Origin of the sequence: Amycolatopsis sp. NPDC004169 (assembly GCF_040610315.1) — a bacterium.
Lineage (GTDB): Bacteria > Actinomycetota > Actinomycetes > Mycobacteriales > Pseudonocardiaceae > Amycolatopsis.
The window spans coordinates 229672-255394 of record NZ_JBEXMD010000008.1 but is presented as its reverse complement, the minus strand read 5'-3'; the positions used below and the strand labels follow the sequence as shown (position 1 = coordinate 255394).

Annotated in this window: 21 protein-coding genes; 6 read left to right on the top strand and 15 right to left on the bottom strand. The window is 73.4% G+C overall.

What is annotated here, in order from left to right; all coding sequences use genetic code 11:
- Positions 1–6 precede the first annotated feature (6 nt).
- Positions 7–954, top strand: coding sequence for an AsnC family transcriptional regulator (locus ABZX11_RS14045; protein ID WP_354913052.1), 948 nt, complete (start codon positions 7–9; stop codon positions 952–954).
- 3 nt (positions 955–957) lie between these two features.
- Here ABZX11_RS14045 and ABZX11_RS14040 read toward each other — a convergent pair whose 3' ends face one another.
- Positions 958–1134 (bottom strand): zf-HC2 domain-containing protein, encoded by a 177-nt coding sequence (locus tag ABZX11_RS14040; RefSeq protein ID WP_176174893.1) that lies wholly within the window; start codon positions 1132–1134, stop codon positions 958–960.
- A 314-nt stretch (positions 1135–1448) separates the two neighbouring features.
- Here ABZX11_RS14040 and ABZX11_RS14035 point away from each other — a divergent pair, with 314 nt between their 5' ends.
- Both ABZX11_RS14035 and ABZX11_RS14030 read left to right on the top strand, forming a co-directional pair.
- Complete coding sequence (locus tag ABZX11_RS14035) at positions 1449–1700, top strand: hypothetical protein (protein ID WP_176174892.1); 252 nt, start codon at positions 1449–1451, stop codon at positions 1698–1700.
- Between the two features lie 351 nt (positions 1701–2051).
- The gene (locus ABZX11_RS14030) at positions 2052–3068 is read left to right on the top strand and encodes a glycoside hydrolase family 19 protein (RefSeq protein ID WP_176178149.1); all 1017 of its coding nucleotides are present in this window, start codon (positions 2052–2054) and stop codon (positions 3066–3068) included.
- Positions 3069–3103: 35 nt separating this feature from the next.
- On the opposite strand, the gene ABZX11_RS14025 is transcribed toward ABZX11_RS14030, so the two are convergent.
- The 8 genes from ABZX11_RS14025 to ABZX11_RS13990 form a co-directional block, all read right to left on the bottom strand.
- On the bottom strand, positions 3104–3850 hold the full coding sequence (locus tag ABZX11_RS14025; protein ID WP_354913049.1) for an alpha/beta fold hydrolase: 747 nt from the start codon (positions 3848–3850) through the stop codon (positions 3104–3106).
- A 95-nt stretch (positions 3851–3945) separates the two neighbouring features.
- Complete coding sequence (locus ABZX11_RS14020; protein WP_176174890.1) at positions 3946–4785, bottom strand: carbohydrate-binding protein; 840 nt, start codon at positions 4783–4785, stop codon at positions 3946–3948.
- 84 nt (positions 4786–4869) lie between these two features.
- Entirely contained in the window at positions 4870–5697 is an 828-nt protein-coding gene (locus ABZX11_RS14015) for an AraC family transcriptional regulator (RefSeq protein ID WP_217709786.1), read from the bottom strand.
- A gap of 193 nt (positions 5698–5890) precedes the next feature.
- A complete protein-coding gene (locus ABZX11_RS14010) occupies positions 5891–7039 on the bottom strand; it encodes a Cys-Gln thioester bond-forming surface protein (RefSeq protein WP_354913047.1) in 1149 nt (382 codons plus the stop codon).
- Between the two features lie 195 nt (positions 7040–7234).
- A complete protein-coding gene (locus tag ABZX11_RS14005; protein WP_354913045.1) occupies positions 7235–8074 on the bottom strand; it encodes a serine hydrolase in 840 nt (279 codons plus the stop codon).
- A gap of 101 nt (positions 8075–8175) precedes the next feature.
- On the bottom strand, positions 8176–9693 hold the full coding sequence (locus tag ABZX11_RS14000) for a cellulase family glycosylhydrolase (RefSeq protein ID WP_176174886.1): 1518 nt from the start codon (positions 9691–9693) through the stop codon (positions 8176–8178).
- Positions 9694–9874: 181 nt separating this feature from the next.
- Positions 9875–11590: a GTP-binding protein gene (locus tag ABZX11_RS13995; protein WP_354913043.1), complete on the bottom strand. Its 1716-nt coding sequence runs from the start codon at positions 11588–11590 to the stop codon at positions 9875–9877.
- A 129-nt stretch (positions 11591–11719) separates the two neighbouring features.
- Positions 11720–12637 carry an aminoglycoside phosphotransferase family protein gene (locus ABZX11_RS13990; protein WP_354913041.1) on the bottom strand — a complete coding sequence of 306 codons (918 nt, stop codon included), beginning with the start codon at positions 12635–12637 and terminating at the stop codon, positions 11720–11722.
- A 50-nt stretch (positions 12638–12687) separates the two neighbouring features.
- Here ABZX11_RS13990 and ABZX11_RS13985 point away from each other — a divergent pair, with 50 nt between their 5' ends.
- Both ABZX11_RS13985 and eno read left to right on the top strand, forming a co-directional pair.
- A complete protein-coding gene (locus tag ABZX11_RS13985; RefSeq protein WP_354913039.1) occupies positions 12688–13764 on the top strand; it encodes a HAMP domain-containing sensor histidine kinase in 1077 nt (358 codons plus the stop codon).
- A 122-nt stretch (positions 13765–13886) separates the two neighbouring features.
- Positions 13887–15170 carry a phosphopyruvate hydratase gene (eno, locus tag ABZX11_RS13980; protein WP_354913037.1) on the top strand — a complete coding sequence of 428 codons (1284 nt, stop codon included), beginning with the start codon at positions 13887–13889 and terminating at the stop codon, positions 15168–15170.
- Positions 15171–15176: 6 nt separating this feature from the next.
- On the opposite strand, the gene ABZX11_RS13975 is transcribed toward eno, so the two are convergent.
- The 6 genes from ABZX11_RS13975 to ABZX11_RS13950 form a co-directional block, all read right to left on the bottom strand.
- Positions 15177–15608 carry a S26 family signal peptidase gene (locus ABZX11_RS13975; RefSeq protein WP_354913035.1) on the bottom strand — a complete coding sequence of 144 codons (432 nt, stop codon included), beginning with the start codon at positions 15606–15608 and terminating at the stop codon, positions 15177–15179.
- On the bottom strand, positions 15605–17428 hold the full coding sequence (locus tag ABZX11_RS13970; protein ID WP_354913033.1) for an ABC transporter ATP-binding protein: 1824 nt from the start codon (positions 17426–17428) through the stop codon (positions 15605–15607). The genes ABZX11_RS13975 and ABZX11_RS13970 overlap by 4 nt, the downstream gene beginning before the upstream one ends.
- A complete protein-coding gene (locus ABZX11_RS13965) occupies positions 17425–17928 on the bottom strand; it encodes a TlpA disulfide reductase family protein (RefSeq protein WP_354913031.1) in 504 nt (167 codons plus the stop codon). Before ABZX11_RS13965 ends, ABZX11_RS13970 begins: the two co-directional genes overlap by 4 nt.
- On the bottom strand, positions 17928–18428 hold the full coding sequence (locus ABZX11_RS13960) for a MauE/DoxX family redox-associated membrane protein (protein ID WP_176174878.1): 501 nt from the start codon (positions 18426–18428) through the stop codon (positions 17928–17930). Before ABZX11_RS13960 ends, ABZX11_RS13965 begins: the two co-directional genes overlap by 1 nt.
- Before the next feature lie 72 nt (positions 18429–18500).
- Entirely contained in the window at positions 18501–18668 is a 168-nt protein-coding gene (locus tag ABZX11_RS13955) for a hypothetical protein (RefSeq protein WP_176174877.1), read from the bottom strand.
- Positions 18669–18803: 135 nt separating this feature from the next.
- Positions 18804–22454 (bottom strand): tetratricopeptide repeat protein, encoded by a 3651-nt coding sequence (locus ABZX11_RS13950; RefSeq protein WP_354913028.1) that lies wholly within the window; start codon positions 22452–22454, stop codon positions 18804–18806.
- Positions 22455–22539: 85 nt separating this feature from the next.
- Between ABZX11_RS13950 and ABZX11_RS13945 the strand changes: the two genes are divergently transcribed.
- Positions 22540–25704: a BTAD domain-containing putative transcriptional regulator gene (locus ABZX11_RS13945; RefSeq protein ID WP_354913026.1), complete on the top strand. Its 3165-nt coding sequence runs from the start codon at positions 22540–22542 to the stop codon at positions 25702–25704.
- The last annotated feature ends 19 nt before the right edge of the window (positions 25705–25723 follow it).

Below are 25723 nucleotides of genomic sequence, written 5' to 3'. Positions count from 1 at the left end.
AGGGATATGACCACCCTGGACGCGGTCGATCGAGCGTTGATCCACGCGCTGCACCTCGACGGGCGGGCACCTTTCACGAAGATCGGCGACGTCCTCGGCGTCTCGACGCAGACGGTGACGCGGCGGTACCGCCGGCTTCGGGCCGAAGCGTCGCTTCGCGTCGTGGGCCTGCCGGATCCGCAGCGGGCCGGGCAGGCCGAGTGGATGGTCCGGCTGACGGCGGCGCCGCACACGGCGCAGGACCTCGCCCGGTCACTGGCCCGCCGCGCCGACACGGCGTGGATCAAGCTGATGTCGGGCGGCACGGAGATCTGCGTGAACGTGCAGATGCCCGCGGCGAGCGACCACGCGCTGCTGCTGCGGGACATCCCGCGCACGGCGAGCATCACGGCGGTCTCGGCGCACCAGCTGCTGCACCGCTACCTCGGCGGCCCGACGGCCTGGCTGGGCCGGGCCAACGCCCTCGACGCGGCCCAGATCGCCGCCCTCACTCCCGTGCACGACGGCCCGGGCAAGCCCCTGACCGGCGACGACGCCGCCTTGCTGGCGGAGCTGCAGCGTGACGGCCGCACCGCCTTGGCCGATCTGGCGGCGGCGACCGGCTGGTCGGCGGCGACCGTCGCGCGCCGGCTGGCCGACCTCCAGGCGGGCGGGACGGTGTTCTTCGACCTCGAGATCGACCCGGAAGCCCTGGGCGTGACGACGCAGGCGCTGCTCTGGATGGCCGTCGCGCCCGCGCAGCTCGACGGGGTGGCCCGGACGCTGGCGACCCACGAAGAGCTGGCGCTGGTGGCGGCGACGACCGGCCCGGCGAACCTGGTCGCGCTGGCGTTGTGCCCGGACGCGGCCGCGCTGCACCACTACCTGACGCACCGGCTGGGGGCGCTGGAGGCCATCCGGACGTTGGAGACGGCGCCGGTGCTGCGGACGGTCAAGGCGGCCGCCTCGCGCTGAGGACTAACCGGACTTGACCTCGACCAGGTGGTCGAGCATGCCGCGGACGGCTTCGAACTCCCGGACCTCCTGGCGGCAGTCCGGGCACGCCGCGAGGTGCCGCTCGACCCGGGCCGCCTCGGCGGCGTCGAGCAACCCCAGGCTGTACGCCCCGAGGTCGGTCCGGTCGTACCGGCCCATGGATCGCGTCTCCGTTCCGCGTCCCCGCGAGGGGAACGCCCGCACTACCCGATGCCTCCAGAGTCCTGAGAAGGACGCGCCACCGGCGGAGTTCCGCGGATTTCTACCCGAACGGCCGACAACTTCCGAGGGCAAACAGCCCATGTGAGTGACGGCGGCGGTCACGCATTTCACCCACCCGACCACGGAAAGCTTTTTGCCGCGAACTTGGCCGATTCCGCGTCATGGCTCCCCGGCTCGCCCGTCGGACTGGCGTCGGGTCGGATTTTTCCGCCTCGACCTGGAGAAAAGGCGATCCGGAAACGAGGAGAGCGATGACCGTACGGAGCCACCGGGCGGACGACGTCGTGGACGAGGTCGGGGTGTGGCTGGCCGGGGAGTTCGCGGGGCGGCTCCCCGCATCGGAGATCGACCGCGTCGTCCGGACGACGCGGCTCGACCTCGAGGGGAGCATTGCGCCGGAGGAGCTCGGGGAGATGCTCCACCGGCTGGGCCGGGCGAGGCTGCAGCGCATCCTGCACGTCTCCCCGGCGACGGCACAGCTGAGGATCCCGCAAGCGCGGTGACGTGCCGGGCGGGTCACGCAGCGCCGCGTCGCCCGCCCCGCGGCAGCAACGCGGCAGGACTGCGGCCACTCGATGCCCGCGTCAGCAGGGAAACGGGGCCGGCACCCCCGGTGGTTCACCGGCAGGGACGTTCGCGCACACCCCTTGCCCGCCCCACCCGGCGTTCTTGACTGGACTAGACCAATCTGCTCTAGTGACCGTTGTCACCCCTCGTCTCGGCCGGATGAGCACCCCCACCTTCGACGCCGGGCGCCTGCGCGCCCGGGTTTCCGTCGTGGCCGAAGGAGTGAGCGAATCTTGAGAAGACGTCTTGTCGCGGTCCTGTCCGCCGTCGCCGCCGTTGCCGGGCTCGTGTTCGGCGTGCCCGCCGTCACCGGGCAGGCCTCCCAGGCGGCCGCCGCCGCGTGCAGTGCGCCGAACTGGGTTGCCGGGCAGTGGTACGACGTCGGCGCTGTCGTGCGGTACACCAACGGCGGCTACTACCGCGCCAAGAACGCCAACCCGGGCTACGACCCGGTGATCAGCACCTGGTACTGGGAGCCCTACAGCTGTGACGGCGGCGGCGGGAACACCTGCAGCTACCCGAACTGGGTCGCCGGCCAGTGGTACGACGTCGGCGCGATCGTCCGCTACACCAACGGCGGCTACTACCGCGCCAAGAACGCCAACCCGGGCTACGACCCCGTCATCAGCACCTGGTACTGGGAGCCCTACAGCTGCGGTGGCGGCACCGATCCCGGCAACCCCGGCTCGTTCGTGGTGAGCGAAGCGCAGTTCAACCAGATCTTCCCGAGCCGGAACTCCTTCTACAGCTACAGCGGCCTCACCGCGGCCCTGTCGGCCTACCCCGGCTTCGCGACCACCGGCAGCGACACCGTCAAGAAGCAGGAAGCCGCCGCGTTCCTCGCGAACGTCAACCACGAAACCGGCGGGCTCGTCTACATCGTCGAGCAGAACACCGCCAACTACCCGCACTACTGCGACTGGAACCAGCCCTACGGCTGCCCGGCGGGCCAGTCCGCCTACTACGGCCGCGGCCCGATCCAGCTGAGCTGGAACTTCAACTACAAGGCCGCGGGTGACGCGCTCGGCATCGACCTGCTCGGCAACCCCTGGCAGGTGGAGCAGAACTCGGCCGTCGCGTGGAAGACCGGGCTCTGGTACTGGAACACCCAGAGCGGCCCCGGCTCCATGACCCCGCACAACGCCATGGTCAACAGCCGCGGCTTCGGCGAGACCATCCGCAGCATCAACGGCTCCATCGAGTGCAACGGCGGCAACCCCGCCCAGGTGCAGAGCCGCGTCGACAAGTACCGCCAGATCACCTCGATCCTCGGCGTGGACCCCGGCGCGAACCTGTACTGCTGAACCGGTGGGCGGGCGGGTGAACCCCGCCCGCCCGCTCAGTCGGCGAGCCGCCCGGCGATCAGCCGGATGATCGCCGCCGCGTGGTCGTTCACAAAGAAGTGGCCGCCCGGGTACGTCTTCAGCTCGAAGTCACCCGACGTCCGCTCCGCCCATTGCCGCGCCTCGGCCTCGGTCACCTTGGGGTCCCGGTCGCCGACCAGCGCCACGATCGGGCAGCCGACGTCGGGGCCCGGGCGGTAGTGGTAGAGCTCCGCGGCCTTGTAGTCGCTGCGCAACGCGGGCAGCACCAGGGTGCGGATGTCCTCGTCGTCGAGCACCGCGGAGTCGGTGCCGCCGAGCCGTTTGACCTCGGCCAGCAGCTCTTCGTCGCCCTTTTCGTGGATCCGCTCGTCGCGGTGCACCGAGGGCCCGCGGCGGCCGGACACGAACAGCGTGAGCAGCTTCGTCCCCCGCGGTTCGAGCCGCCGGGCGACCTCGAAGGCCAGGCTGGCGCCCATGCTGTGGCCGAAGAACGCCACCGGCCCGCCCATCTCCGGCGCGAGCACGTCCGCCAGCCGGTCGGCCAGCACGAACAGGTCGTCCACCGGCGCTTCGGCGTGCCGGTCCTGCCGGCCCGGGTACTGCACGGCCAGCACCTCCACCGACGGCGCCAGCGCCGCCGAAACCGGGTGGAAGTAGCTCGCCGCTCCCCCGGCGTGCGGGAAGCACACGAGCCGCGCCGCGGCGGCCGGAGCCGGGTGGAACCGCCGGACCCACTCCGACGCGTCGAGGGAAATCGTCATGGCCCCCAATCTGGCAGGCCGCCGGGCCGGCGTCGACCCCTAACGTGCGCAGCCTGGGGCCCGGCAGGCCGCGTGGCCTGCCGGGCCGTCGACCGCTATTCGGCCCGCCACAGGGCCGGGACCGCCGGCGGCTCCCAACCCGGCTGCGCGGTGTGCGCCTGCAGGCAGACGTACCCGCGGCCGCCGTAGGTGACCCGGGCACCCGCCGCGTACGCGGTGCCCGCCGCCCAGGTCGTGCCCCCGGGCGGCGTGGACGACGTCGGCGTGGAGGTCGGGGTGGACGACGTCGGCCGCGTCGACGTCGGTGTCTGGGGGACGTCGAGCACGAAGTCGAAGGCGGCTTCCTTCGCCGATCCGTTGTCACGCACGGTCATCAGCAGCCGCGCGTCGAAGATCGTGTCGGTGTTGTTGCGCGGCTCGTTCGGGAAGTACAGCTGCGTGGTCAGGATCGGCCGTCCGGGTGCCTGCACCTTGACGTGGATGTGCCGGGTCCGGCCCGGGTAGAGGCCCGGCACGATGGTGGACAGCGTGAACGCGCCTTGGGCGTTGGTGTACTGGTGCCCGCGGAAGGTGTAGCCGGTGTTGTCGTAGGCGCCGTTGACGTCCGCCTGCCAGAAGTCCAGCAGCGCGCGGTTGACCGGCAGGCAGGCCCGGCCGAAGACGTAGCCGGTCACGGTCAGCCGGGTACCTTGCGTGCCGGGGGTGACGAGGTTGGTCCGCTCCGGCGAGTTCGGCTTGAAGTACGGTCCCTCGGTCTGCTCGATCGTCGGATCGTCGTCGTCGTGGCAGGTGGGGGTCAGCTCCGGTGCCGTGCCGCCGACGGCGTTCGCGCGGGCCAGCGCCGGGCCGCCGATCAGGGCGACCGGCGCGGCGACGCCCGCGGCGAGCGCCGCCTTCAGCACCGTCTTGCGGCTCAGCTGGGTTTCTTCGTCCATTGCCGTGCTCCTGGTGGGGGGAGGAGGTCGGGGATCCCCTCGAACGTAGGCAGCGCACGGGTGGGCGGCGATGGACTGGACCGGTCAGTCGTGGTGCTTCTCCCCGCCGCGCCGGAAGCCGCCGGGGCTCAGCCCGGTTTCGCGGCGGAAGAACCGGCAGAAGTAGGCCGGGTCGGCGAACCCGACCCGGCTCGCGACCTGCCGGACGGTGAGGTCCGTCCGGAGCAGGAACCGTTGCGCCTCCCGGATCCTGGCCTCGCGCAGCAGCTGCGCGGCCGTGCGGCCGGTCGCGGCCTTCACCGCTTCGGTGAGGTGACCGGGGGTGACGCCGAGGCGGTCGGCGTACGCGCGCACCGACCACAACCCGGGTCCGGGACGGCCGGCGAGCCGGACGAACTCGGCGGCGACCGCGCCGGCGGGTGCGGGCGGCGGCGTTCCCAGCAGCCGTCCCGCCCGCACGACCAGGACGTGCACGAGCGCCCGCAGCACCGATTCCGCGCCGTCGCCGCCGCGGCGGTACTCGTCTTCGAGGTCGGCGATGAGCCGGGTGACCGCCGCGTCGGCGTGGTCGTCCAGGTGCAGCCACGGCCGTTCGCTCAGCCGCCGCAGCAGTTCCCGGTCGGCCGGGTGGTCGAGGAGGAAGTCGTCGGTGAACAGCACGACGTGCCCGGTGAGGCCCCGGACGCCGTCCCACTGGTGCACCTGCCCGGGCGCGATGACGCCGAAGTGCGGCGGCCGCAGCGGCCAGCGCGCGGTGTCCACGACGTGCGCGCCGGTGCCGCCGGTGACGTGGACGAGCTCGTGGAAGGTGTGCCGGTGCGGGAAGTCCGCACGGGACAGCGGCCCGATCGCGTCGAACGTGCCGACGGTGAACGGCGGCGCGTGCGGGGCGGGCACCTCCAGGCGGTGCATCGGCAGCTCGCCCGGCCGCGGGGTCCGGCAGGGTGTCCCTGGCGGAACGGTCGTACCGCGCATGACCGAAAAGTCTAGACCAATTCGGCGGCGATTCGCCGGGTTTGCCCCGATGATCGCAATCCGATCGTCGGGTTCCGGACAGCAGAACGGGGCTGGTCCACAGTGGACCAGCCCCGTTCGGTGGTACGTACTACGCGCGGCTGCGGCGCCGGTTGACCAGCAGCATCAGCGCGCCGCCGCCGAGCAGCAGGCCCCCGATGCCGAACGGAACCGCGGCGTCGACACCGGTGTTGGCGAGCTCGCCGCCACCGGAGGGAGCGCCACCGGGCGTGCTCGGCGCGGTGCTCGGGACGGCACCCGCCTCGGTCCAGGACGCGGTCGCCTTGGCGGCCACCTGGGTCTTCTCCGAGTCGGCGACGATCAGCGACTGCGCCGGCTTCTTCGCGTAGTTCTCCGCGACGAACAGGCGGCCGGTGTCCAGCTCGCCGGAGGCCTTCAGGGAGAACGAGCCGTTGCCCGGCTTGGCGCCGGCCGGGACGTCGACGAACAGCTTGCTGCCGTCCTTGACGTCGCCGGTCTTCAGCTCCTTGCCGTCGGCGTCGGTGACCTTGACGCCGTCGGGCAGCTCGGTGGTCAGCGACGTGATGTCACCGGAGGTGGCGACCTGGAACGGGCCGATCTTGGTGCCGGCCTTGCCCTCGGTCTTCGGCCCGGCGATGTTCAGCGTCGGCTTCGGCTGCTCGCCGATGCCCTTGTTCTGGTCGCCGACCAGGTAGCTGTACAGCGCGGCGACGTCGGCGTTGGCCTCGGCCGGGTTGTTCTCGGCCAGCGGCTTGGTCAGGTTCAGGTTGACGCCGTCGCTGAAGTGCCACACCGCGGCCTGCGTGGCGGCGATGGCCTCGCGCTCGGAGACGCCGTCGTGGACCTTGACGCCCTGCTTGGCGAGGGCGGCCTCGATCGCGTCGAGCTTGACGCCCGGGTAGCCGTGGTGCAGCACCCAGTTGATCTTGTTGCTGTTCTTGTTGAACGGCGAGTCGGCGGCCGGGTACTTGTTCCACGGCGTCTCGACCATGTCGACGTCGGTGCGCATGCCGACGGTGATCTGCACGCAGTAGAGCTTGAGCGTCTTGCCGTCCGACAGCTTGAACCCGAACAGCTTGGCGATGTAGTCACCGCCGCCTTCGAGGTTGATCCGGTAGCCGACCGTGCCCGCGTCCTCGACGACGCGGCCGCGCGCGGCGCCGTCGTCCGCGAGGGCCGAGGGAGCGCTGACCATGACGGCGGCGGCCGCGGCGAGCACCGCGATCCCGCCACGCACGAGAGCTGACCTGACCTGCATAAATCTCCTATCCGAGCCCGAACCACGCCGTTGGCGGCGCCGTGGGATCACCAGCCCCGACCACGGCAGCCACGATTCGGGTGAGTGATCACCCGGTCAAGCGATATCGGAGCATACACAGACCACACAAGGGCTACGCACGGTGCCCCCATAAACACGATTCCTCTTGGAAATCCCCTGAAAGAGGCACAGATTTCAGGAACCGAAATACCCGGCGAACAGGATTCCGGCGATCTTCGTCGTCGTCTCCCTGCCGGTCTCTTCGCCGCCGGCGACGACCCCGGTGTCGTTCATCAGGGCGAGGGCGTACCGCTCGCCCGGTCCCGCGAAACCGACCGAGTTCATGATCCAGGACCCGTCGTCGTTGTCATCGGACCAGCCGTTCTTGTTACCCGGGTGCGCGGCCGTACCGGCACCCCAGACACCCCACTGCTGGTTGCCGTCCACCGTGCGCAGTTCCCGCACGAGGTAGTCGCGGTGCCGGTCGGGCAGGCGGGTCAGGACGTACTCGATCAACCGGTCCAGATCGTCCGCCGTGGTGCGGATCCAGCCCCAGTGGTGCGGGTGCCGGTCGCTGAACCGCATGTCGGTCATTCCGTATGCCGGAAAACGACTGCCGAATTCGGTTTCGCCGCCATAACGGGTCCACAACACGTGCGCGGCGGCGTCGTCACTCGAATGGAGCATCCGGTGCAGCAGATCGCGATCTTGGGCGGACAACTTGATCGCACCGGAATCCTCCCGCAACAGCAGGTCGACGGCCATCGCGAGCTTCGGCGTCGAGCACGCCCAGATCAGCCTGCCGGCGGCCGGGCTGCGGTAGACGGCGCCGGTCGAGCGGTCCCGCAGGACGATCCCGGTCACCCCGGGCCGGCTGTCGGCGTAGGCCTGCGCCCGCGTGATCCGGGCGCGCAGGTCCGGGCCGAAGGGGTCGCTCTCGCTGACGTGCGGCGCCGGCCGGGGCGAGGGCGAGGGCGACGGCGACGGCCCCAGCGCGAAGGCCGCCAGCAGCGCGGTGAGCAGGAGCTTGCCCATGGGGGTCCCCCGGGTCCGGAGCGGGTGGTTGCGCCCCGAAGACTCGCACGGACGGCGGGGGTGCGGCGAGCACCGCCGCACCCCCGCTCAGCCCGCCGGTGTCACGGGTGGACGGTCAGGAGGTGGGCGCGGAAGCCCTCGCCGTAGGTCTTCGTCGGCGTGCCGGCGTAGTCCTCGATGAGCACGTTGCCGCCGCTGCAGCCCCACGGGTTCCACGTCCAGGCCGTGTACCCGAGGTCGTGCGCGTCCAGCCAGGCCAGCACCTGGTCGACGTAGTCGTGGGCGCAGCTGTTCTGGCCGACCTCCCCGGCCTGCACCGGGACCTGGGCCGCGACCGTGCCGATCCGGCTGTCCCAGCAGGACACCGTGACGCAGGCGTTGAAGTTGTACGTGTGCCAGGACGCCACCAGGTTGCCCGCCGGGTCCACCGGCTTGTAGGCGAGCCACTGCGTGAGGTCGTTCGTCCAGGTCAGGCCGGCCGACATCACCACGTTCACGGCGCCCGTCGCCCGGACGGCGTCGAGCAGCTCCTGCATCCCCGCGACCGGGTAACCGATGCCCGTGCAGGTGCCGCCGTCCCGCAGGCACTTCCACTCGGCGGCCGGGTTGGCCCAGCCGTCGGCCGCGTCCGGGTAGGGCTCGTTGAACAGGTCGAACACGACGGCGTTGTCGCCCTTGAACGCGGTGGCCACCTGGCTCCAGAACGTGGGCGTGTACTGCCGGCTCGGCATCGGCTTCTGGCAGGTGGCGTTGACGTCGGTGCAGGCGGAGGAGTTCCCGGTGTACTGGCCGTGCGTCCAGTGCAGGTCGAGGATCGGGTTGATCCCGTTGGCCTCCAGCAGCTTCGCGTAGTCCTTGACGGCCTGCTGGTAGGCGGGGCCGCTGGGCGAGCCGGACAGGCCGAGCCAGCAGTCCTCGTTCAGCGGGATCCGGACCGCGTGGATGTTCCACGCCTTCATCGCGTCGACCGAAGCCTGGTCGACCGGGCCGCTGTCCCACATGCCCTTGCCCTGCACGCAGGCGAACTCGCCACTGGAGCGGTTGACGCCGAGCAGGCGGTAGGTCTTCCCGTCGGCGGTGAGCAGCTTGTTGCCCGAGACGTGCAACGCCGGCGCCGGGCCGGGCGGCGGTGGCGTGGTGGTCGTGGTCGTCGGCTTCGTGATCGGGGTCGTCTCGGTGGTCGGCGGCACGCCGGTGCAGGTGGCGCCGTTGACCGCGAAGTCGGTGGGCGTGGCGTTCGTGCCGCTGTAGGAGAAGTTCGCGCCGGTGCTGACGGAGCCGCCGGCGGCGATGGTGCCGTTCCAGCTCGCGTTGGTCACGGTGACCCGCTTGCCGGACTGCGTCCAGTTGCCCATCCAGCCCTGCTGGAGGGTCTGGTTGCCGGCGTAGGTGTAGGTCAGCGTCCAGCCGTCGACCGGCGCGGAGCCGAGGTTGGCGATCCCGACGGTGAGGCTGAAACCGCTCCCCCAGTCGTTGGCCGAGTAGGTCACCTTGCACGCGAACGCCGCGCTCGTCTCACGTGCGGACGACACCGCCGTCGTCGACGTGACGACCCCGGCGGCGACCGCGAGTCCCGCAACCGCCAGCGCGGCAGGACGTTTTCCGGCTCTTCCCCACATCGGCACTCCCTTGTGCACGCTGACGACGACCGCTTCTGGGAGCGTTCCCAGAAGCCCGTCACACCGTCGCTTCCCGGCCCCGGGTTGTCAATCACCAACGGCGAGATCGCGGCCGATTCCGGCGAACAGCGCCCGGGGCGTTCGCCCATCGAACGCAGCCGCCTCGCCCGGCCGGAGTCCCCTACGGGCGCCACGGGCGGTGGCCGCCCGGTTCGGCCGTGAAGACTGCTTCGCCCTGGCCGAGGGCAGGCAGCCGGCGCCGGAAACCCGCGGTCGCGGCCGACGGCAGCGAGCCGCGCACCCGGGCGACACCGTCTTCGACCACCGGCGGCTCGCAAACCGCCTCCAGCTTGACCAGCGCGATCAGCGCCGCCCCGGCCGCGTGCTCCGGCACTTCGAGGTCGAACCGGTCCACCGGCTCGTACACGCGGGTCCGTGCCCGCGCGAACGCCTGCGCGAGCAGCCGCGCGGTCACTTCGCGGAACCCGCCTGCCGTGCTCATCGGCGGCTGGAAGCCCGAATGCGTCAGGGTGACGACGCAGTCGGTGACCTCCCAGCCGTGCGGGCCGCACCCCGCCGCGCGGTACACCGTCTGCTCGATGGCGGTGTGGAAGGCCCGCGGCAGCGAGCCGCGTTCGACGGCCAGCGCGTACCGGACGCCGCTGCCGGTCTCGCCGGGGGCCACCCGCAGCCCGACCGTCGCGACCGGGTCCGTGGGGCCGAGCCGGTCCAGGAACTGGACCGCTTCCCCCACGCCCACCGGCTTTTCGACGTGCACCGGCTGCGGCGCCGCGAACCGGGCGACGAGCCCGAAATCCTCGCGCAGCCGTTCCAGGAGCACCTCGATCTGCACTTCGCCGTAGGTCCGGACCGACAGGACGCCGCGGTCGGCGCGGAGGCCGAGCAGCGGGTCCTGGTCGCACAGCTCCCGCAACGCCTGGTGCAGCCGGGTTTCCTCGCCCGGCCGCGCGGTGACGACCGAGACGAGCCCCGGCGGCGGGAACAGCCCGGCCTCCGCCAGGCCGTCCGGGGACCCGAGCCGGTCGTCGACGCGAACGTCGCCGAGCCCCGAGAGCCGGACCAGGTCGCCCGCGCCGGCGGCGGTGACCTTGGCGCCCGCGCGCGTCATCGCCGTGATCCTTCGCCGGCTTCGCTCGACCGTGCCGTCTCCGGCCCGCCGGAAGAGCTCCACCCGGTCGCGCACCTTCGCCGTCCCGCCGTGCAGGCGGGCGTAGGCGATCCGGTCGCCGCCGCGGCCGCGTTCGACCTTGAAGACGGTCGCGCGGAACCCGGCGCCCGGTGGTGCGGCGGGCAGGAAGCCGACGATCCCGGTGACGAGCTCGGGCACGCCGTCGCCGGTCATGGCCGAGCCGAAGAACACCGGGTACGCCTCGCCCGCCGCCACCTGGTCGCGGACGGCTTCGGCGGGCGGCACCACCGCGCTCGACAGTTTCCGCCGCAGGTCGTCGAGCACCCCGGCCGGATCGACGCCGGGCTGGTCGAGCTTGTTGACGAAGACCAGCGTCGGCACGCGCAGCCGGCGCAGGATGCGCCAGAGGATGCGGGTGCTCGCCTGGACCCCGGCGGGCCCGGAGACAACCAGGACGACACCGTCGAGCACGCCGAGCGCGCGTTCGACCTCGGCGACGAAATCGGCGTGGCCCGGCGTGTCGATGACGTTGACCGTCCGGTCGCCAGCCCGGAAGGAGACCACGCCGGTGCTGATCGTGATGCCGCGGCGCCGTTCGACGGCGAGGGTGTCGGTCCGGGTGGTGCCGTCGTCGACGCGGCCGAGGACACCGACCGCGCCGGTGTCGAACAGCAGCCGCTCGGTCAGGCTGGTCTTACCGGCGTCGACGTGGGCGAGGATCCCGATGTTGAGAGGGGTTTCGGGCAAAGAAGGCTCCAGGGGCCGCAACGGTTGCTGGGAATTCGGCGGTGTTGCGGAACTGGCGCATGCTGCCCTCCTCGCGGATCGATCAGAGCGGCCCGACGGTAACCGGGAGCCCGGCGCGACGCCAACGGATTAACGGCCGGTGCGGTATTCGGCGAAGATTTCGCCGAGGACGCGATGGGCGTCTCCGGCATCGGGCCGGGCGGCGGAAACGAGCGTCTTCCACAGCGCCCAGCCCCGGCCGCGCGCCCAGGTGCCGTCGTCGACGGCCAGGCGTTCGCGGAACGCCCGCCGGCCTTCGGCGGTCAGCAGTGTCCAGGCGACGGCCGTGTCACAGGACGGGTCGCCGACGCCGCAGGTCCCGAAGTCGATGACGGCGGTCAGGTTCCCCTCGCCGAGCAGGAGGTTCCCGGCGGCGACGTCGCCGTGGAACCAAACGTCCCGGCCGTCCCACCGCGCGTCGAGGGCGGCCGTCCAGATCTCGCGGGCGAGCCCGGTGTCGACCCGGCCGTCCAGCGCCGCGAGCGCGCGCTCGGCCGCGGGCTCGTAGGTGCGCAGGGTGGCGCCCCGGAACCAGTTGTGCTTGCCCGGCTGGGGACCGTCATCGGCCTCGACGTCCTGCAGGGCGGCCAGGAAACCGGCCAGTTCGAGCGCGAAGCGGACGGGATCGGCGATCCGGTCGAGGCTCGCGGGTTCGCCGTCGAGCCAGGGCTGGACCGACCACGGGAAGGGGTAGCCGGCACCGGGATTCCCCTCGGCCAGCGGAACCGGAACGGGCAGCGGCAGCCGGGCGGCGAGCACCGGGAGCCACCGCCGTTCCTTCTCGACCGCGAGCGCGTATTCGGCCGCGCTCGGCAGCCGGGCCACCATCCGGTCGCCGACGTGGAAGGTGAAGTTGTCCCAGCCGCCGTGGGCAACGGGACGGACGGGGAGTGCGGCCCACCGCGGGAACTGCGCGCCGATCAGCCGTCGCACGAGTCCGGCGTCGACGGTCACGCGCTGCGGCACCGGGCCGAGATCGGGGACGCTGCTTTTCTCCGGGTTGATCACGGCGGTCGAGCATATGCCCGCGATAACCGCCGCCGCCTACGCTTTTCCGCGTGAACAGGCGCCCCGGGCTCAGCGCGCGGCTGAAGCTGACCATCAGCTACGCCGCGTTCCTCGTGCTCGCCGGGGCGGTGCTGCTCGCCGTGGTGCAGGTGTCGCTGCTGCGCTACGTGCCCGACAACGACCAGGGCCTGCTCGGGATCTCGCCGAACCGGTACCTGCTGACGCACACGTTCGCCCCCGCCGCGGCCACCGCGCTCGGGTTCCTGCTGGTGTTCGGCGTCCTCGGCGGCTGGCTCCTCGCCGGCCGGATGCTGGCCCCGCTCACCCGGATCGCGGACGCCGCCCGGCTGGCCGCGCACGGCTCGCTGTCGCACCGCATCCGCCTGACCGGCCCGGCCGACGAGTTCCGCGAGCTCGCCGACGTCTTCGACACGATGCTCGAACGCCTCGAGTCCCAGGTGGGCGAGCAACAGCGCTTCGCGGCGAACGCCTCCCACGAACTGCGCACGCCGCTGGCGGTTTCGCAGGCGATCCTCGACGTCGCGGGCAAAGACCCGGCTTACGACCGCGACCGGCTCGTCGACCGGCTCCGCGAGGTGAACACGCGGGCGATCGACGTCACGGAGGCGTTGCTGCTGCTCAGCCGCAGCGACCGGCGGCACTTCACCCACGAGCCGGTGGACCTTTCCCTGGTCGCCGAGGAAGCGGCGGAAACGCTGTTGCCGCTGGCCGAGCAGCGCGGGATCACCCTGGACGTCAGCGGGGAGCAGGTGCACGCGTCGGGTTCCGCCGCACTGCTGCTGCGCGTGGTGACGAACCTGGTCCAGAACGCGATCGTGCACAACGTCCCGGACGGGAAGGTCACGGTGCACACGGAACGCCGCCGCTACGCGAGCGTGCTGCGGGTGGAGAACACGGGCCGGCCGCTGCCGGCGGAGCTGATCCCGACGTTGACCGAGCCGTTCCAGCGCGGGACGTCCCGAACGCGGAGCGACGAGCACGACGGGGTCGGCCTCGGGCTGGCGATCGTGCACAGCATCGTCCGGGCGCACGACGGGATGCTGGAGCTGGAGGCCCGGGAGGGTGGCGGATTGCTGGCGACGGTCCGCCTGCCCGCGCGGCGGTAGTGCGGCCACCGAAGGCCGCACCAAAAGTTCAGGATCGATTCAGTAAAACTCTGCTAGCCTCGCCTCGTCTCGCGGCTCACCGTGGCGCCGCTGCCCGCTCGACGAACTCACCGAGGAGTGCAATGACCGCCATCGTCGGAGTCAAGGCCCGCGAAGTGCTGGACAGCCGGGGGAACCCGACCGTCGAGGTCGACGTCGCGCTGGCGGACGGTTCGCGAGGCCGGGCCGCGGTGCCCTCCGGTGCCTCGACCGGTACCAAGGAAGCGGTCGAACTGCGCGACGGGGACAAGGCCCGCTTCCACGGCAAGGGCGTGCGCAAGGCCGTCGACGCGGTCAACACCGAGATCGCCGAGGCCGTCGTGGGCCTGGACGCCGAGGCGCAGGCGACCGTCGACCGCACGCTGATCGAACTGGACGGCACCCCGAACAAGGCGCGGCTCGGCGCGAACGCCACCCTCGGCGTCTCGCTCGCCGTCGTCAAGGCGGCCGCCGCCGCCAACCGGCTGCCGCTCTACCGGTACGTCGGCGGGGTTTTCGCGCACCTGCTGCCGATGCCGATGATGAACATCATCAACGGTGGTGCGCACGCCGACAACCCGATCGACTTCCAGGAGTTCATGATCGGCCCGATCGGCGCGACGACGTTCGCCGAAGCGGTGCGGATGGGCTCCGAGGTGTTCCACACCCTGCGCAAGTCGCTCCACGACGCCGGGCACGGCACCAACGTCGGCGACGAAGGCGGGTTCGCGCCGAACCTCAGCTCGGCCGACGAGGCGCTGGAGTTCGTGCTGCGGGCCATCGAACAGTCCGGCTACACCCCCGGCGAGGACATCGCCCTGCTGCTCGACCCGGCCGCGTCGGAGTTCTACACCGGCGAGGTCTACGACTACACCGGCGAAGGCCGCAAGCGCAGCGTCGAGGAGCACGTCGCCTACCTCGCCGACCTCACCGCGCGCTACCCCATCGTGTCCATCGAGGACGGTGTCGCCCAGGACGACTTCGCCGGGTGGAAGCAGCTCACCGACACCATCGGCGAGCGCATCCAGCTCGTCGGCGACGACGTCTTCTGCACCAACGTGAACCTGCTCGCCGACGGCATCGAACGCGGTATCGGCAACTCGATCCTGGTCAAGGTCAACCAGATCGGGACGCTCACCGAGACGCTGACCACGGTCGAAACGGCGCACAAGGCAGGCCACTCCGCCGTCATGTCCCACCGCTCCGGCGAAACCGAGGACACCACGATCGCCGACCTCGCGGTGGCCACCAACTGCGGCCAGATCAAGACCGGCTCGCTGTCCCGCGCCGACCGCACCGCCAAGTACAACCAGCTCATCCGCATCGAAGAGGAGCTGGGCGCCGAGGCGCGGTACGCGGGCGCGAGCACGATCAGCGGCCGCCGCTGACGCGAGCTACGGCCGGGGGACGTGCCGCACCACGACCCCGACGATCCGCTCCCGCGGCACGAACCCGTAGTGCCGCGAGTCCCAGCTGGCCGGCCGGTTGTCGCCGAGGACGACGGCGCAGCCGGCCGGCACCCGCTGCCCGCCGAGGCCGTGCACGTCCGGTTCGGCCCAGCCGGGCGGGAGCCGGTCGCCTGCCACCGCCACCACGCGCTTGAGCAGCAGCTGGCCGCCGGACGGCGCCCCGCTCGGCAGCGGCGGGAACCGCAGCAGGGCCACCCGGCCCCGGCGCGGGCGGCGGGTCCGGCGCACCAGGACCCGGTCGCCGGACGCCAGCTCGGGCGCCATGCTCGAACCGTCCACTGTGGTCAGGATCAGCCGGCGGCGGGCGACGTACACCGAGCCGGCGGCCAGCAACCCGAGCAGCACCGGGCCGTTCACGACACGGCCTGGTAACCGTCGGCCTGCAGGCGGAACAGGCGCGCGTAGCCGCCGTCGGCGGCCAGCAGGCCGTCGTGCGTGCCCAGCTCGGTGACGCGGCCGTCCTCGAGCACGGCGATGCGGTCGGCGTCGCGCACCGCGCTCAGCCGGTGCGAGATGAGCAGGCTCGTGCGGTCCTGCCGGTGCTCGCGGATGCGGGCGTGCACCTCGTGCTCGGCTTCCGGGTCGAGGCCGGAGCTCGGCTCGTCGAGGATCATCAGGTCCCGGCCCTCCCGCAGGAGCGAGCGGGCCAGCGCCAGCCGCTGCCACTGCCCGCCGGAGAGCACCACCCCGGTCGAGGTGTCCTCGGTGCCGATCTCGAAGATGCGGGTGAGCGGCGTGTCGTACCCCCTCGGCAGCGCGGCGATCCGCTCGTGCGCCCCCGCCCGGACCGCGGCCGCCTCCAGCCGCGCCCGATCGTCCATTGCGGACAGTTCACCGAGCCCGATGTTCTCGGCCGCGGTCATGTCGTAGTTCATGTGGTCCTGGAAGACGGCGCTGATCCGGTCCCGCAACAGGGCGTGCGGCACGTCCCGCAGGTCGACGCCGTCCCAGAGGATCTGCCCCCGCGTCGGGTCGTACATGCGGCACAACAGCTTCACGAGAGTGCTCTTGCCCGCGCCGTTGAGCCCGACGAGGGCGACGGCGGTGCCGTGCGGGATCGTCAGGTCCACCCCGCGCAGCACCCACGGGTGGTCGTCGCTGTACCGGAACCAGACGTCACGCAGCTCGATCCCGTGCCGCAGCGGGGGAACCGCGTCTCGGGTGCCGCTCGGCAGGTCGGGCTCCGCGCGCACCACGGCGACGTAGTGCCCGAACGACAGCAGCCGGGCCTGGCCGTTGGCGATCGACGACGCCAGCGTCCCCAGCGCGGCCTGCACCCCGGCGACGGCGGCGACGAACATCGAGACGTCGCCGGCGCTGAGCGACCCGCCGCGCGCCGAGGTGATCGCCCACCAGAGCCCCGCACCGGCGACGGCCGCGCTCAACGCGGTCAGCCCGCCCATGGTCCACAGCTCCCGGGTGTCCATGCGGCGCTGGGCTTCGTTGGCGCTGCGGCGTTCCTCCAGCAGCCGGGCGCGCAGGAACGCCCCGATGCCGAACAGCCGGATCTCGGTGGCGGCCGGGATGCCGGTGAGCAGCTGGCTGTAGAAGAACTCGCGCCGGGCGAACCGCTCGATCCGCCACTCGACCGCGGCGCGGCTGCGGGCCAGCAGCAGCTCGGCGAGCAGCGCGGGGATCGCGGCGGCCAGCACGACGCCGGTCATCGCCGGGCTCAGCAGGAGCAGCGAACCGAGGAACCCGGCCAGCGAGAGCGTCCCGCTGAGCACCCCGCCGACGCCGTCGACGATCTCCGGCATCCGGCCGCAGCTTTCCTGGGCCAGCCGCAACCGGTCCTGGTAGGCGGGGTTCTCGAAGGTGCGCAACCCGACCTGGCGGCCCAGCGCGGCGAACAGCCGGTCGGTGGCGATCGTGCTCGCCGCGCGGCCGATCTGCGCGCGGACGTAGTGGGCGACCACCGGCAGCGCGGCGACGGCCAGCCCGGCGAACACCAGGGCCAGTGCCAGGCCACCGACCGCGCCGGTGCGCTCGACGAGCCGGTCCAGGACGAGCTTGGTCAGCCAGGCGGTGGCGATCGGGGCGGTGGCCGCGGCCGCCGTCATGGCCAGCAAAGCCACCAGCCGCGCGGGGCCGGACCGCCACAGCAGCGCGGCCGCCGCCACGGCCGCGGCCCGCACCTGGCCGGAGCCGGTCTGCGGGTCCGCGACGCGCACGGTCACCGGCCGGCGGGCACGGGCAGCTCGCGCACCCGGCCCGCGGTCGCGACCACCTTCCCGCCGCTCACCACGTACAACGCGGGTGTCCAGGTGTTGCGGAACGCGGCGGCGACCGGGCCGCCGTCGAGCTCCGCGGTCACCACGTGGGCGACCTCGGCGAGCGCGCGCACGGTCTCCGGCTCGTCGCCACCGAAGATGGCGAAGACGTTGTCCCGGCCCTGCGCGCGGGCGTAGGCGAGGAAGTCCGGCAGGGTTTCGTGGCAGGCGGCGCAGTCGGCGGAGAAGAACGCCACCGTGCCCTCGAGCGAGGCGAGGGTCAGCGGCTCGCCGTCGGTCGTGGTGACGGCGAACTCGCCGACGGCCGAACCGGGCCGCAGCGCGAACGGCGGCTCGGCCTGCGCAGTGGGCTGGGCCCGCATCCGGCGCAGGATGCCGACGGTCAGGAGCAGGTTCAGCAGGCACACCAGCCCGAGCAGCACCAGTGCGGCGACGACGTAGAGCATCAGGAACTCCTTGCGAACACGACGGCGATGTCGTCCATGGCGACGACGAGCACGGCCAGCACCACCCCGGCGGCGAAGGCGACGACGGCCCCGGCGGCGGGCGGCAGGTGGTCCGGTGCGAAGGCGCCGAGGACGGCGAAGCAGATCAGCAGGGCGTTGCGGACCAGGTGGCGCGGGCCGACCGGGGTTTCGGTCGCGCCGAAGCAGCGGCACGGGGCACGCCGTCCGCGGCGCAGCGAAGCGGCGATGGCGACGGTGAAGGCCAGCAGCAACGCCGTGGCCAGGACGAAGCCGGCCACCGCGGTGACCAGGACGAGCCCGGCGGAGGCCGGCTCGGCGGCCACGACGGTCACCGACACCGGAGTGACCCACCTCGCGGGCACCGGCGCGAGGGCGGGCACCGAGCGCGCGAAGCCGCGGAAGTCCCGCAGCTTCGAGAACGCCGAGGCGGCGAACACCACGGCGATCAGCGCCGTGGCCACGGCCCGCAGGTACTCCATGGCAACTCCATCCACGCCGGGCGGTGTCCGGGGGGAAGGTGGCGGACACCGCCCGGTACGTTCACCGGCCGATCAGCAGCTGCTGCGGACCTTGGACCACTCGCAGCCGGTCTGCGGGCAGCAGAACCGGTACCAGTAGCCGGGGTGGCCCTGCGCGTTGCAGAAGTAGGTGCCGCTGCACGCGGAAGCCTCGGCGGTGGGCACGATCCGGTTCAGCACGCGATCGATCAGGCGCCCCATGGTGTCTCCCTTCGACGGTGGGTGTCCGAGGTGTGGGACGCGCTTCCGCTGTCCCGCACCGGCTGCGAGCATCGCTCCCGGCGCGGTCCGCGAGCAGCAATCCCGGACGAACCCGGACACCCGGCGCCGCGGTGTTCAGCCACCCGCCGCCACCGAGCACGCCAGCCCCTCCGTGATCTCCGCCGATTCCGGCAGCCCCAGCTCACGGTGGTGCTCCCGGGCCGCGAGCCAGTGGTGCCGGGCGTTCTCCCGGTCTCCCGACGCGGTCAGCGCGCGGGCCAGGCCCGCGTGGGCCCGCGCCGCCGCGTGCAGGCTCCCGAGCTCCGCCGCGATCGCCAGCGCGCACTCGTGCGTCGTCCGGGCGTGGTCGATCCGGCCGAGCTCCAGGGACGCGTCCGCGAGGCAGAGCAACGCTTCCACGTGCAGGTCGCGGTCGCCCGCCCGCTCGGCGATCGCCGTCGCGCGGTGGAAGTAGCCGCAGGCCTGCGCGTGGTCGCCCGATCTCAGGTGCGTGTCGCCGATGTTGAGCAGCGTGCGGCCGGTGTCGCACAGGTCCCCGGTCTGCTGGTCGATGGCCAGTGCCTGCAGGTGGATCTCCAGCGCCTCGGCGTACCGGCCCAGCCGGCCGTGGACGAAGCCCAGGTTCGTCAGCGCGGTCCGCTCGGCCGCCCGGTCGCGCAGCTCGCGCGCCAGGGCCAGCGCCTCCCGCAGGTACCCCGCCGAGCGCGCGAAATCGGCGTTCCAGGACGTGATCGCGCCCAGCGTGCCGAGTGCCCGGCACTCGCCGGACCGGTCGCCCGCGCGGCGGAAGCAGTCCAGTGCCTCCTCGACGTGCCGCTTCGCCACTTCGTAGCGGCCGACCTGGCTGTGCGTCGCCCCCAGGCTCACCAGCGCGTGCCCGCGGGCGACGACGTCCGCCGACTCCGCCGCGCTCGTGTGCAGGACCAGGGCCTCGCTGAGGTAGCCGCCGGTCTGCAGGTACCGGAACAGCAGCCGGGACAGCAGTCCCGCGTGGCCGGACGCCACCCCGTGCACGCCGGCACCGACGAGGTTGGCCCGTTCGGCGGCCAGCCACGCGGTGGCCGGTTCGCGGTCGTCCAGCGGCGGGAGCGGCAGGCCGGGGTCGGGAACACGCGGCCGGTAGGCCCGCATCCTCGGCGCGTACTGGTCCATCGCCGTCGCGGTGGCGAAGGCGTAGTAGTCGAGCAGCCGGGTCAGCGCGGCCTTGCGGCCGGCCGGGGCGTCCTCGTCCTGGGCCCGCGCCATCCCGAACGCGCGGATGAGGTCGTGCAGCTCGAACCGGCCCGCCTCGCCCCGGCGCACCAGGCTCGCCGCGACGAGCCGGTCCGCCGCCCGCGTCGCTTCCGCCAGGCCGGTCCCGGCGAGCGCGGCGACGCCGTAGGCGTCCAGGTCCGCACCCGGGTGCAGGGCGAGCAGCCGCAGGACCCGCCGCTCCGGCTCGGCGAGCTGCTCGTAGGACAGGCTGATCGACGCGTCGACGGCGTTGTCGAGCCGCAGGTGCGCGCGCCGCTGCTCGAGCCGCTCCAGGTGGTCGGCCAGCACCCACGACCGGTGGGCGGGCGCGGTCATCCAGAGCGCGGCGAGGCTCAGCGCGAGCGGCAGCCTGCCGAGCTCGGCGGTGATCCGCCGGGCCACGCCGGGCGCCCGGTCGACCCGCTCGGCGCCGACCGTGCGCCGCAGGTACGCGAACGCGTCGTCCGGGCTCAGCACGTCCAGCGGCACGTGCGTGACACCCGGGAGCCCGGTGAACGCCCGGCGGCTGGTGACGAGCACCGGGCCGCCGCGCTCGCCGGGCAGCAGCGGCCGGACCTGGTCCTCGCCCGCCGCGTTGTCCAGCACGACCAGCAGCCGCCGCCCGGCCGAACGCTCCTGGTAGAGCCGGGTCTTGCCGGCCAGGTCGGCCGGGACGGCGTGCCCGGGCACGCCGAGCAGGCGCAGGAACGAGTCGAGCACCGCGGCCGGGTCCACCGGCGGCCGGCCGGGGTCGGGGTGGAACCCGCGCAGGTTCACGAAGAGCGCGGTGTCGCACCGGCCGGTCCGCACCAGCTCGTGACCGATGTGGACGGCCAGCCCGGTCTTGCCGACCCCGGCCATGCCCGCGATCGCCGCCAGCGGCGCGCGCCCGCCCAGCACCTCGCCGAGCCGCGCGAGCTCGGCCCGGCGCCCGGTGAAGTGCGGGACGGCCTCCGGCAGGCCGAGCTGCGCCTGCACGAAGGTCGCCGCCTCCGCCCGGCCGCGGACCGCCCGCAGCACGTCCTGCCAGCCGGCGACGTACGCCGGATCCGGGTGCAGCGCCTCGACCACGGCCAGCAGCAGGTCGGTGTTGGGCCGCGCCCGGCCGGTCTTGAAGCAGTCGGCGACGGTGGTGCGCGCGGTCCGCTCCCCCGCCGGGCGCCCGGCGGCCGTCCAGAGCCGGTTGACCCGCTCGGCGATCTGCGCGTACGACGGGCCGCCCGCCCACTCCTTGAGCAGCCGCAGCTGCGCGATCAGCTCGGCCAGCGTGTGCGCGCGACCGGGATCGGGTGCTTCGGTGAAGGCCATGCCGCCATGGTGGCCGCGTTCACCCGGCCCGTGTCCCGGTTTCGGCGAGTTGGCCACTGGTTCGTGCTCCACCGAAAAGCGACAGATCGATGGAGTCGGCCAGCGCCCGGTAGCCGGCGTCGCTGCCGTGGAGGTGGTCGCCGGAGTGGAAGTCCGCCCGGATCCGGCCCGGGTGCTCCGGGTCGCGCCAGACGGCGTCGAAGTCCAGTACCGCGTCGAACGCGCCGCCGGTGCGGATCCACTCGTTGACCGCCAAGCGGGCCTTCTCGCCTTCCGCCGAGTAGGCCTCCGAGCCTTCGAAGGGCGCGATCGTGGTGGCGTGGACCGGCACGCCGTGTTCCCGCGTCCGCGCGGCCAGCTGCCGGAACCCGGCGATGACGTCGCCGGTCGTGACCGGGGCGCCCGGGAACATCGCCAGCAGGCCGGCGAGCGGTCCGTCGTCACGCGGGCGAAGGAGATCGCGATGTCGTTGGCGCCGACGGACAACACGACGCCGCCGAGGCCCGGCGTCGCCAGCACGTCCCGGTCGAAGCGGGCCAGCACCCCGGTGCCGACGCCGTCGTTGAGCATCCGGTTGCCGCTGATGCCCTGGTTGACGACGAAACCGGCGCCGCGCGCGGCCAGCAGTTCCGGCCAGCTGTGGTGGGTGTCCGGAGTGGACCCGGCGCCGTCGGTGCGCGAGTCGCCGACCACGACGATCGCCGAGGCCGGTGCTTCGGGGAGCACGTCGACCGCGGACAGCAGGGCCCGCACCGGCAGCACCGTGGCCTGCGGCGGCAGCTCGGCCGCGGCGACGGCGTCGCCCGGGATCGTCCAGCCGGTGTCCAGCACGGGGTCGTGGCACGTGCAGGTCTCCACGCGGCCGGGCAGGTGGAAGCTGATCGACAGCTCGGCGAGCGCCGCGGCGGGCAGGTCGACCGGATCGCTCAGCAGCGGCGCGCCCACCGGGATGGTGCCGGCCGGAGCACCCGAGAACGTCAGCACCCGTCCCTCCCGCACCCCGCCTCCGGGCGTCGCCAGGCCCACCCGGGCCGCGCCGATGGTCACCGGCGCCGTCCCGAACTCGTTGGTGAGGCGGACGCGCACCCGGCGGCCGCCGCCGCTGAGCCGGACCACCTGGCGGACGGTCACGTCGTCGAGCGGCGGGTGGTCGTCGAGCGAGCCCAGCCCGTCGTGCGCGGATTGGGGCGCCGCGCCCCAGCTGCGAACCCAGCCGATGGTCATCTGTTGCTCCTTTGGTCGAACCGACCGGCGAAGGCTGCGGCGGGCCGCTCACACGAGACGCACGCGGCGCTGACACGATCGACGCATGGACGGGCTTCGCATCACCCTGCTGGGCACGTTCCGGGTGACCAGGGGCGACGCGGTCCTGCCGGTGCCGGGCGCACGGTTGCGGAGCCTGCTCGTCCGGCTGGCGCTCGCCGGCGGGCACGCGGTCGAGCCGGGTGTGCTGGTCGACGCGGTGTGGGGCGACGAGCCGCCGTCCGGCACCGCCTCGGCCCTGCAGACCCTCGTTTCCCGGTTGCGCCGCGCCCTCGCCGCGGCCGACGGCGAGCTCGCGCAGGTCGCGGGCGGCTACCGGCTGGCGGTGGACACCGTGGACGCGGTGGCCTTCGAAGAGCTGGCCGCGGCCGGCCGGGAGCGGCTGCGGGCCGGCGACGCGATCGCCGCGGGCACCGCGCTCGCCGAAGCCGTGGCGTTGTGGGGCGAACCCGCGCTGATCGCCGCCGTCGCCCCCGCGGTGGCGACCCGGCTGGCCGGGCTGTCGGTCGAAGCCGTCGCGGACCTCGCCGACGCGGAACTGGCGCTGGGCCGCGCCGAACCGGCCGCCGCCCGGCTGACCGGGTTGCTGGCCGAGCACCCGGCGCACGAGCGGGCGGCGGCGCTGCTGATGGACGCGCTCGCCGCGCAGGGACGTCAGGCCGAGGCGCTGTCCGTCTACGAGCGGGTCCGCCGGGCGCTGGCCGACGACCTCGGTGCCGATCCCGGCACCGCGCTGCGCGACCGCCACTTGCGGCTGCTGCAGCCCGCCGAGCCCGCGCCGGAACCGGCGCGGCCCGCACCCCTGCCCGCGCCGTTGACCAGCTTCATCGGCCGCGACGACGACCTCGCGCGCATCGACGCCCTGCTCACGTCCGGGCGGCTGGTCACCGTCCTCGGGCCCGGTGGCGCCGGCAAGACCCGGCTCGCGCTGGAGGCGGCCCGCCGCCACGGCCACGACGTCCGGCTCGTCGACCTCGCGGCCGTCACCGAGCCGGCGAAGGTCGCGCAGGCCGTGCTCGCCGGGATCGGGCTGCGCGGCAGCGCCCTGTTCGACGCCCGCAGGCGCGCCGGAAGCTCCGAGGTCGACCTGCTCGTCAGCGAGCTCGGCGGCCGGGAAAGCCTGCTGCTGCTCGACAACTGCGAGCACCTGATCGACGCCGTGGCCCACCTGGTCGCGACCCTGCTGCCGCGGTGTCCCGGGCTGCGGGTGCTGGCCACCAGCCGCGAACCGCTGGCCGTGGACGGCGAAGCGCTCGTGCCGCTCGGCCCGCTCGCCTTGCCCGGCCCGGACGACGACGTCTCCGCGGTGGCGTCGGTGCGGTTGTTCACCGAGCGGGCGGCCGCCGTGCGACCCGGTTTCCGCGTCGACGAAACCACGCGCGCCGACGTCGTGCGCGTGGTCCGCGGCCTGGACGGCCTGCCGCTGGCCCTCGAGCTGGCCGCCGCCCGGCTGCGGACGCTGTCGCTGCCCGACCTGGCCGACGGGCTCGCCGACCGGTTCCGGCTGCTCACCACGGGCAGCCGGACCGCGCCGCCGCGGCACCGGACACTGCGGGCGGTCATCGCGTGGAGCTGGGAGCTGCTCGACGACCGCGAACGCACGGTCGCGGACCGGATTTCGGTGCTGCCCGGCGGTGTCACGGCCGCCTCGGCCGCGGCCGTCTGCGCCGGCACCGCCGTGCCCGCCTCCGACGTCCCCGACCTGCTCGCCGCCCTCGTCGACCGGTCGCTGCTGCAGCTGGCGCCCGGCACCGGCCGCTACCGCATGCTCGAAACCCTGCGGGAGTACGGGATCGACCGCCTGACCGGCGCCGGCGCCCTCGATGCGGTCCGCGACCTGGCGGCCGCGCACTTCGCCGCCCTGATCGCGCGCCAGGACGCCGAGCTGCGCGGGCCCGGGCAACCGGCGGCGATGGCCGCCATCGGCGCCGAGTACGACAACGCGCTCGCCGCCCTCCGGCACCGGTGCGCGACCGGCGACGCCGACGGCGCGATCGGCCTGGCCATGGCACTGACCTGGTACTGGCAGATGTTCGGCCGCGACTCCGACGCCGCCTACTGGCTGGGCGAGGCGCTGGCGGTCCCGGGCGGCGAGCCGTCGCCCGAGCGGGACTGCGCGCGGGCCGCCCACCTGCTCGGCCGGGCGGACATCCTCTCCGGGATCACCGCCGAGGAAGCCGAAGGGGACCGGGCGGAGATGCGGGAGCTGGCCGGACGGCTGATCGCGCGGCCGGGGTTGCCGGGCCACTACCGGGTCTTCGGCCCGATGCTGCTCTTCCAGCTCGGCGACAAGGCCGCGCTCCCGGTCCTGCGGGAGCTGGCCGATGGCGACGACGAGTGGCTGGCCGGGCTGGCCCACACGTTCCAGGCCGAGATCGCCGAGAACGCGGGCGAGCTGGACCGCGTACGCGTCCACGTGGACGCGGCACTGGCGGCCTTCCGGCGGGCAGGCGACCGGTGGGGCCAGGCGGCGACGCTGCCGATGCGGGCCCAGCTGCGCCGCTACGACGACCTCGACGGCGCGTGGGCGGATCTGGACGAAGCCAGGGCGCTGGCCGCCGGATTCGGCTCACCCGGCCTCGGCGACCAGCTCTACAACGACCTGCGCTGGATCGACCTGCACATCCGGCGCGGCGAAACCGGCCAGGCGCTGGCGATCATCGACGCGGCCCGTGAGCGGGTGCTGCGGACGTCACCGGCGGAGCTGCCGATCCTGATCGACGGCTGGGAAGCAGGCCTGCGGGTGGTCCGCGGTGAGCTGGCCGAAGCCGGCGTCCTGCTCGACGACGCGGAACGCCGGCTGCTCGGCGACACCGGGTTCCCCTCCGACCACGCCAGGACGCTCGTCGCCGGCGCGCGGTCCGCGCTGTTGCTGGCCCGGGGCGACCTGGCCGGCGCGGACAGGTCCGCGCGCGCGGCGTACGCGGCCGCGCTGGCCGCACGGGACCTGCCGATCCTGTCGCTGGTGACGGTGCACACGGCCGCGCTCGCCGAAGCGCTCGGGCGGCCACGCGAGTCGGCCGTGCTGCTCGGTGCGGCGGCCCGGCTGCGCGGTGCGCACGACCACACCGATCCGCAGGTCCGCGCGCTCACCGGCCGGGGCCGGGCCGCGCTGGGCGAGGCCGGGTTCGCCGCGGCGTACGCGGCAGGCTGGGAGCTGGACGCGCAGGCCGCACTGGCCGCGGCCGATCCGGCCCGCCTCGCGCTGTGAGCGCGGTGTGCGCGCCGCG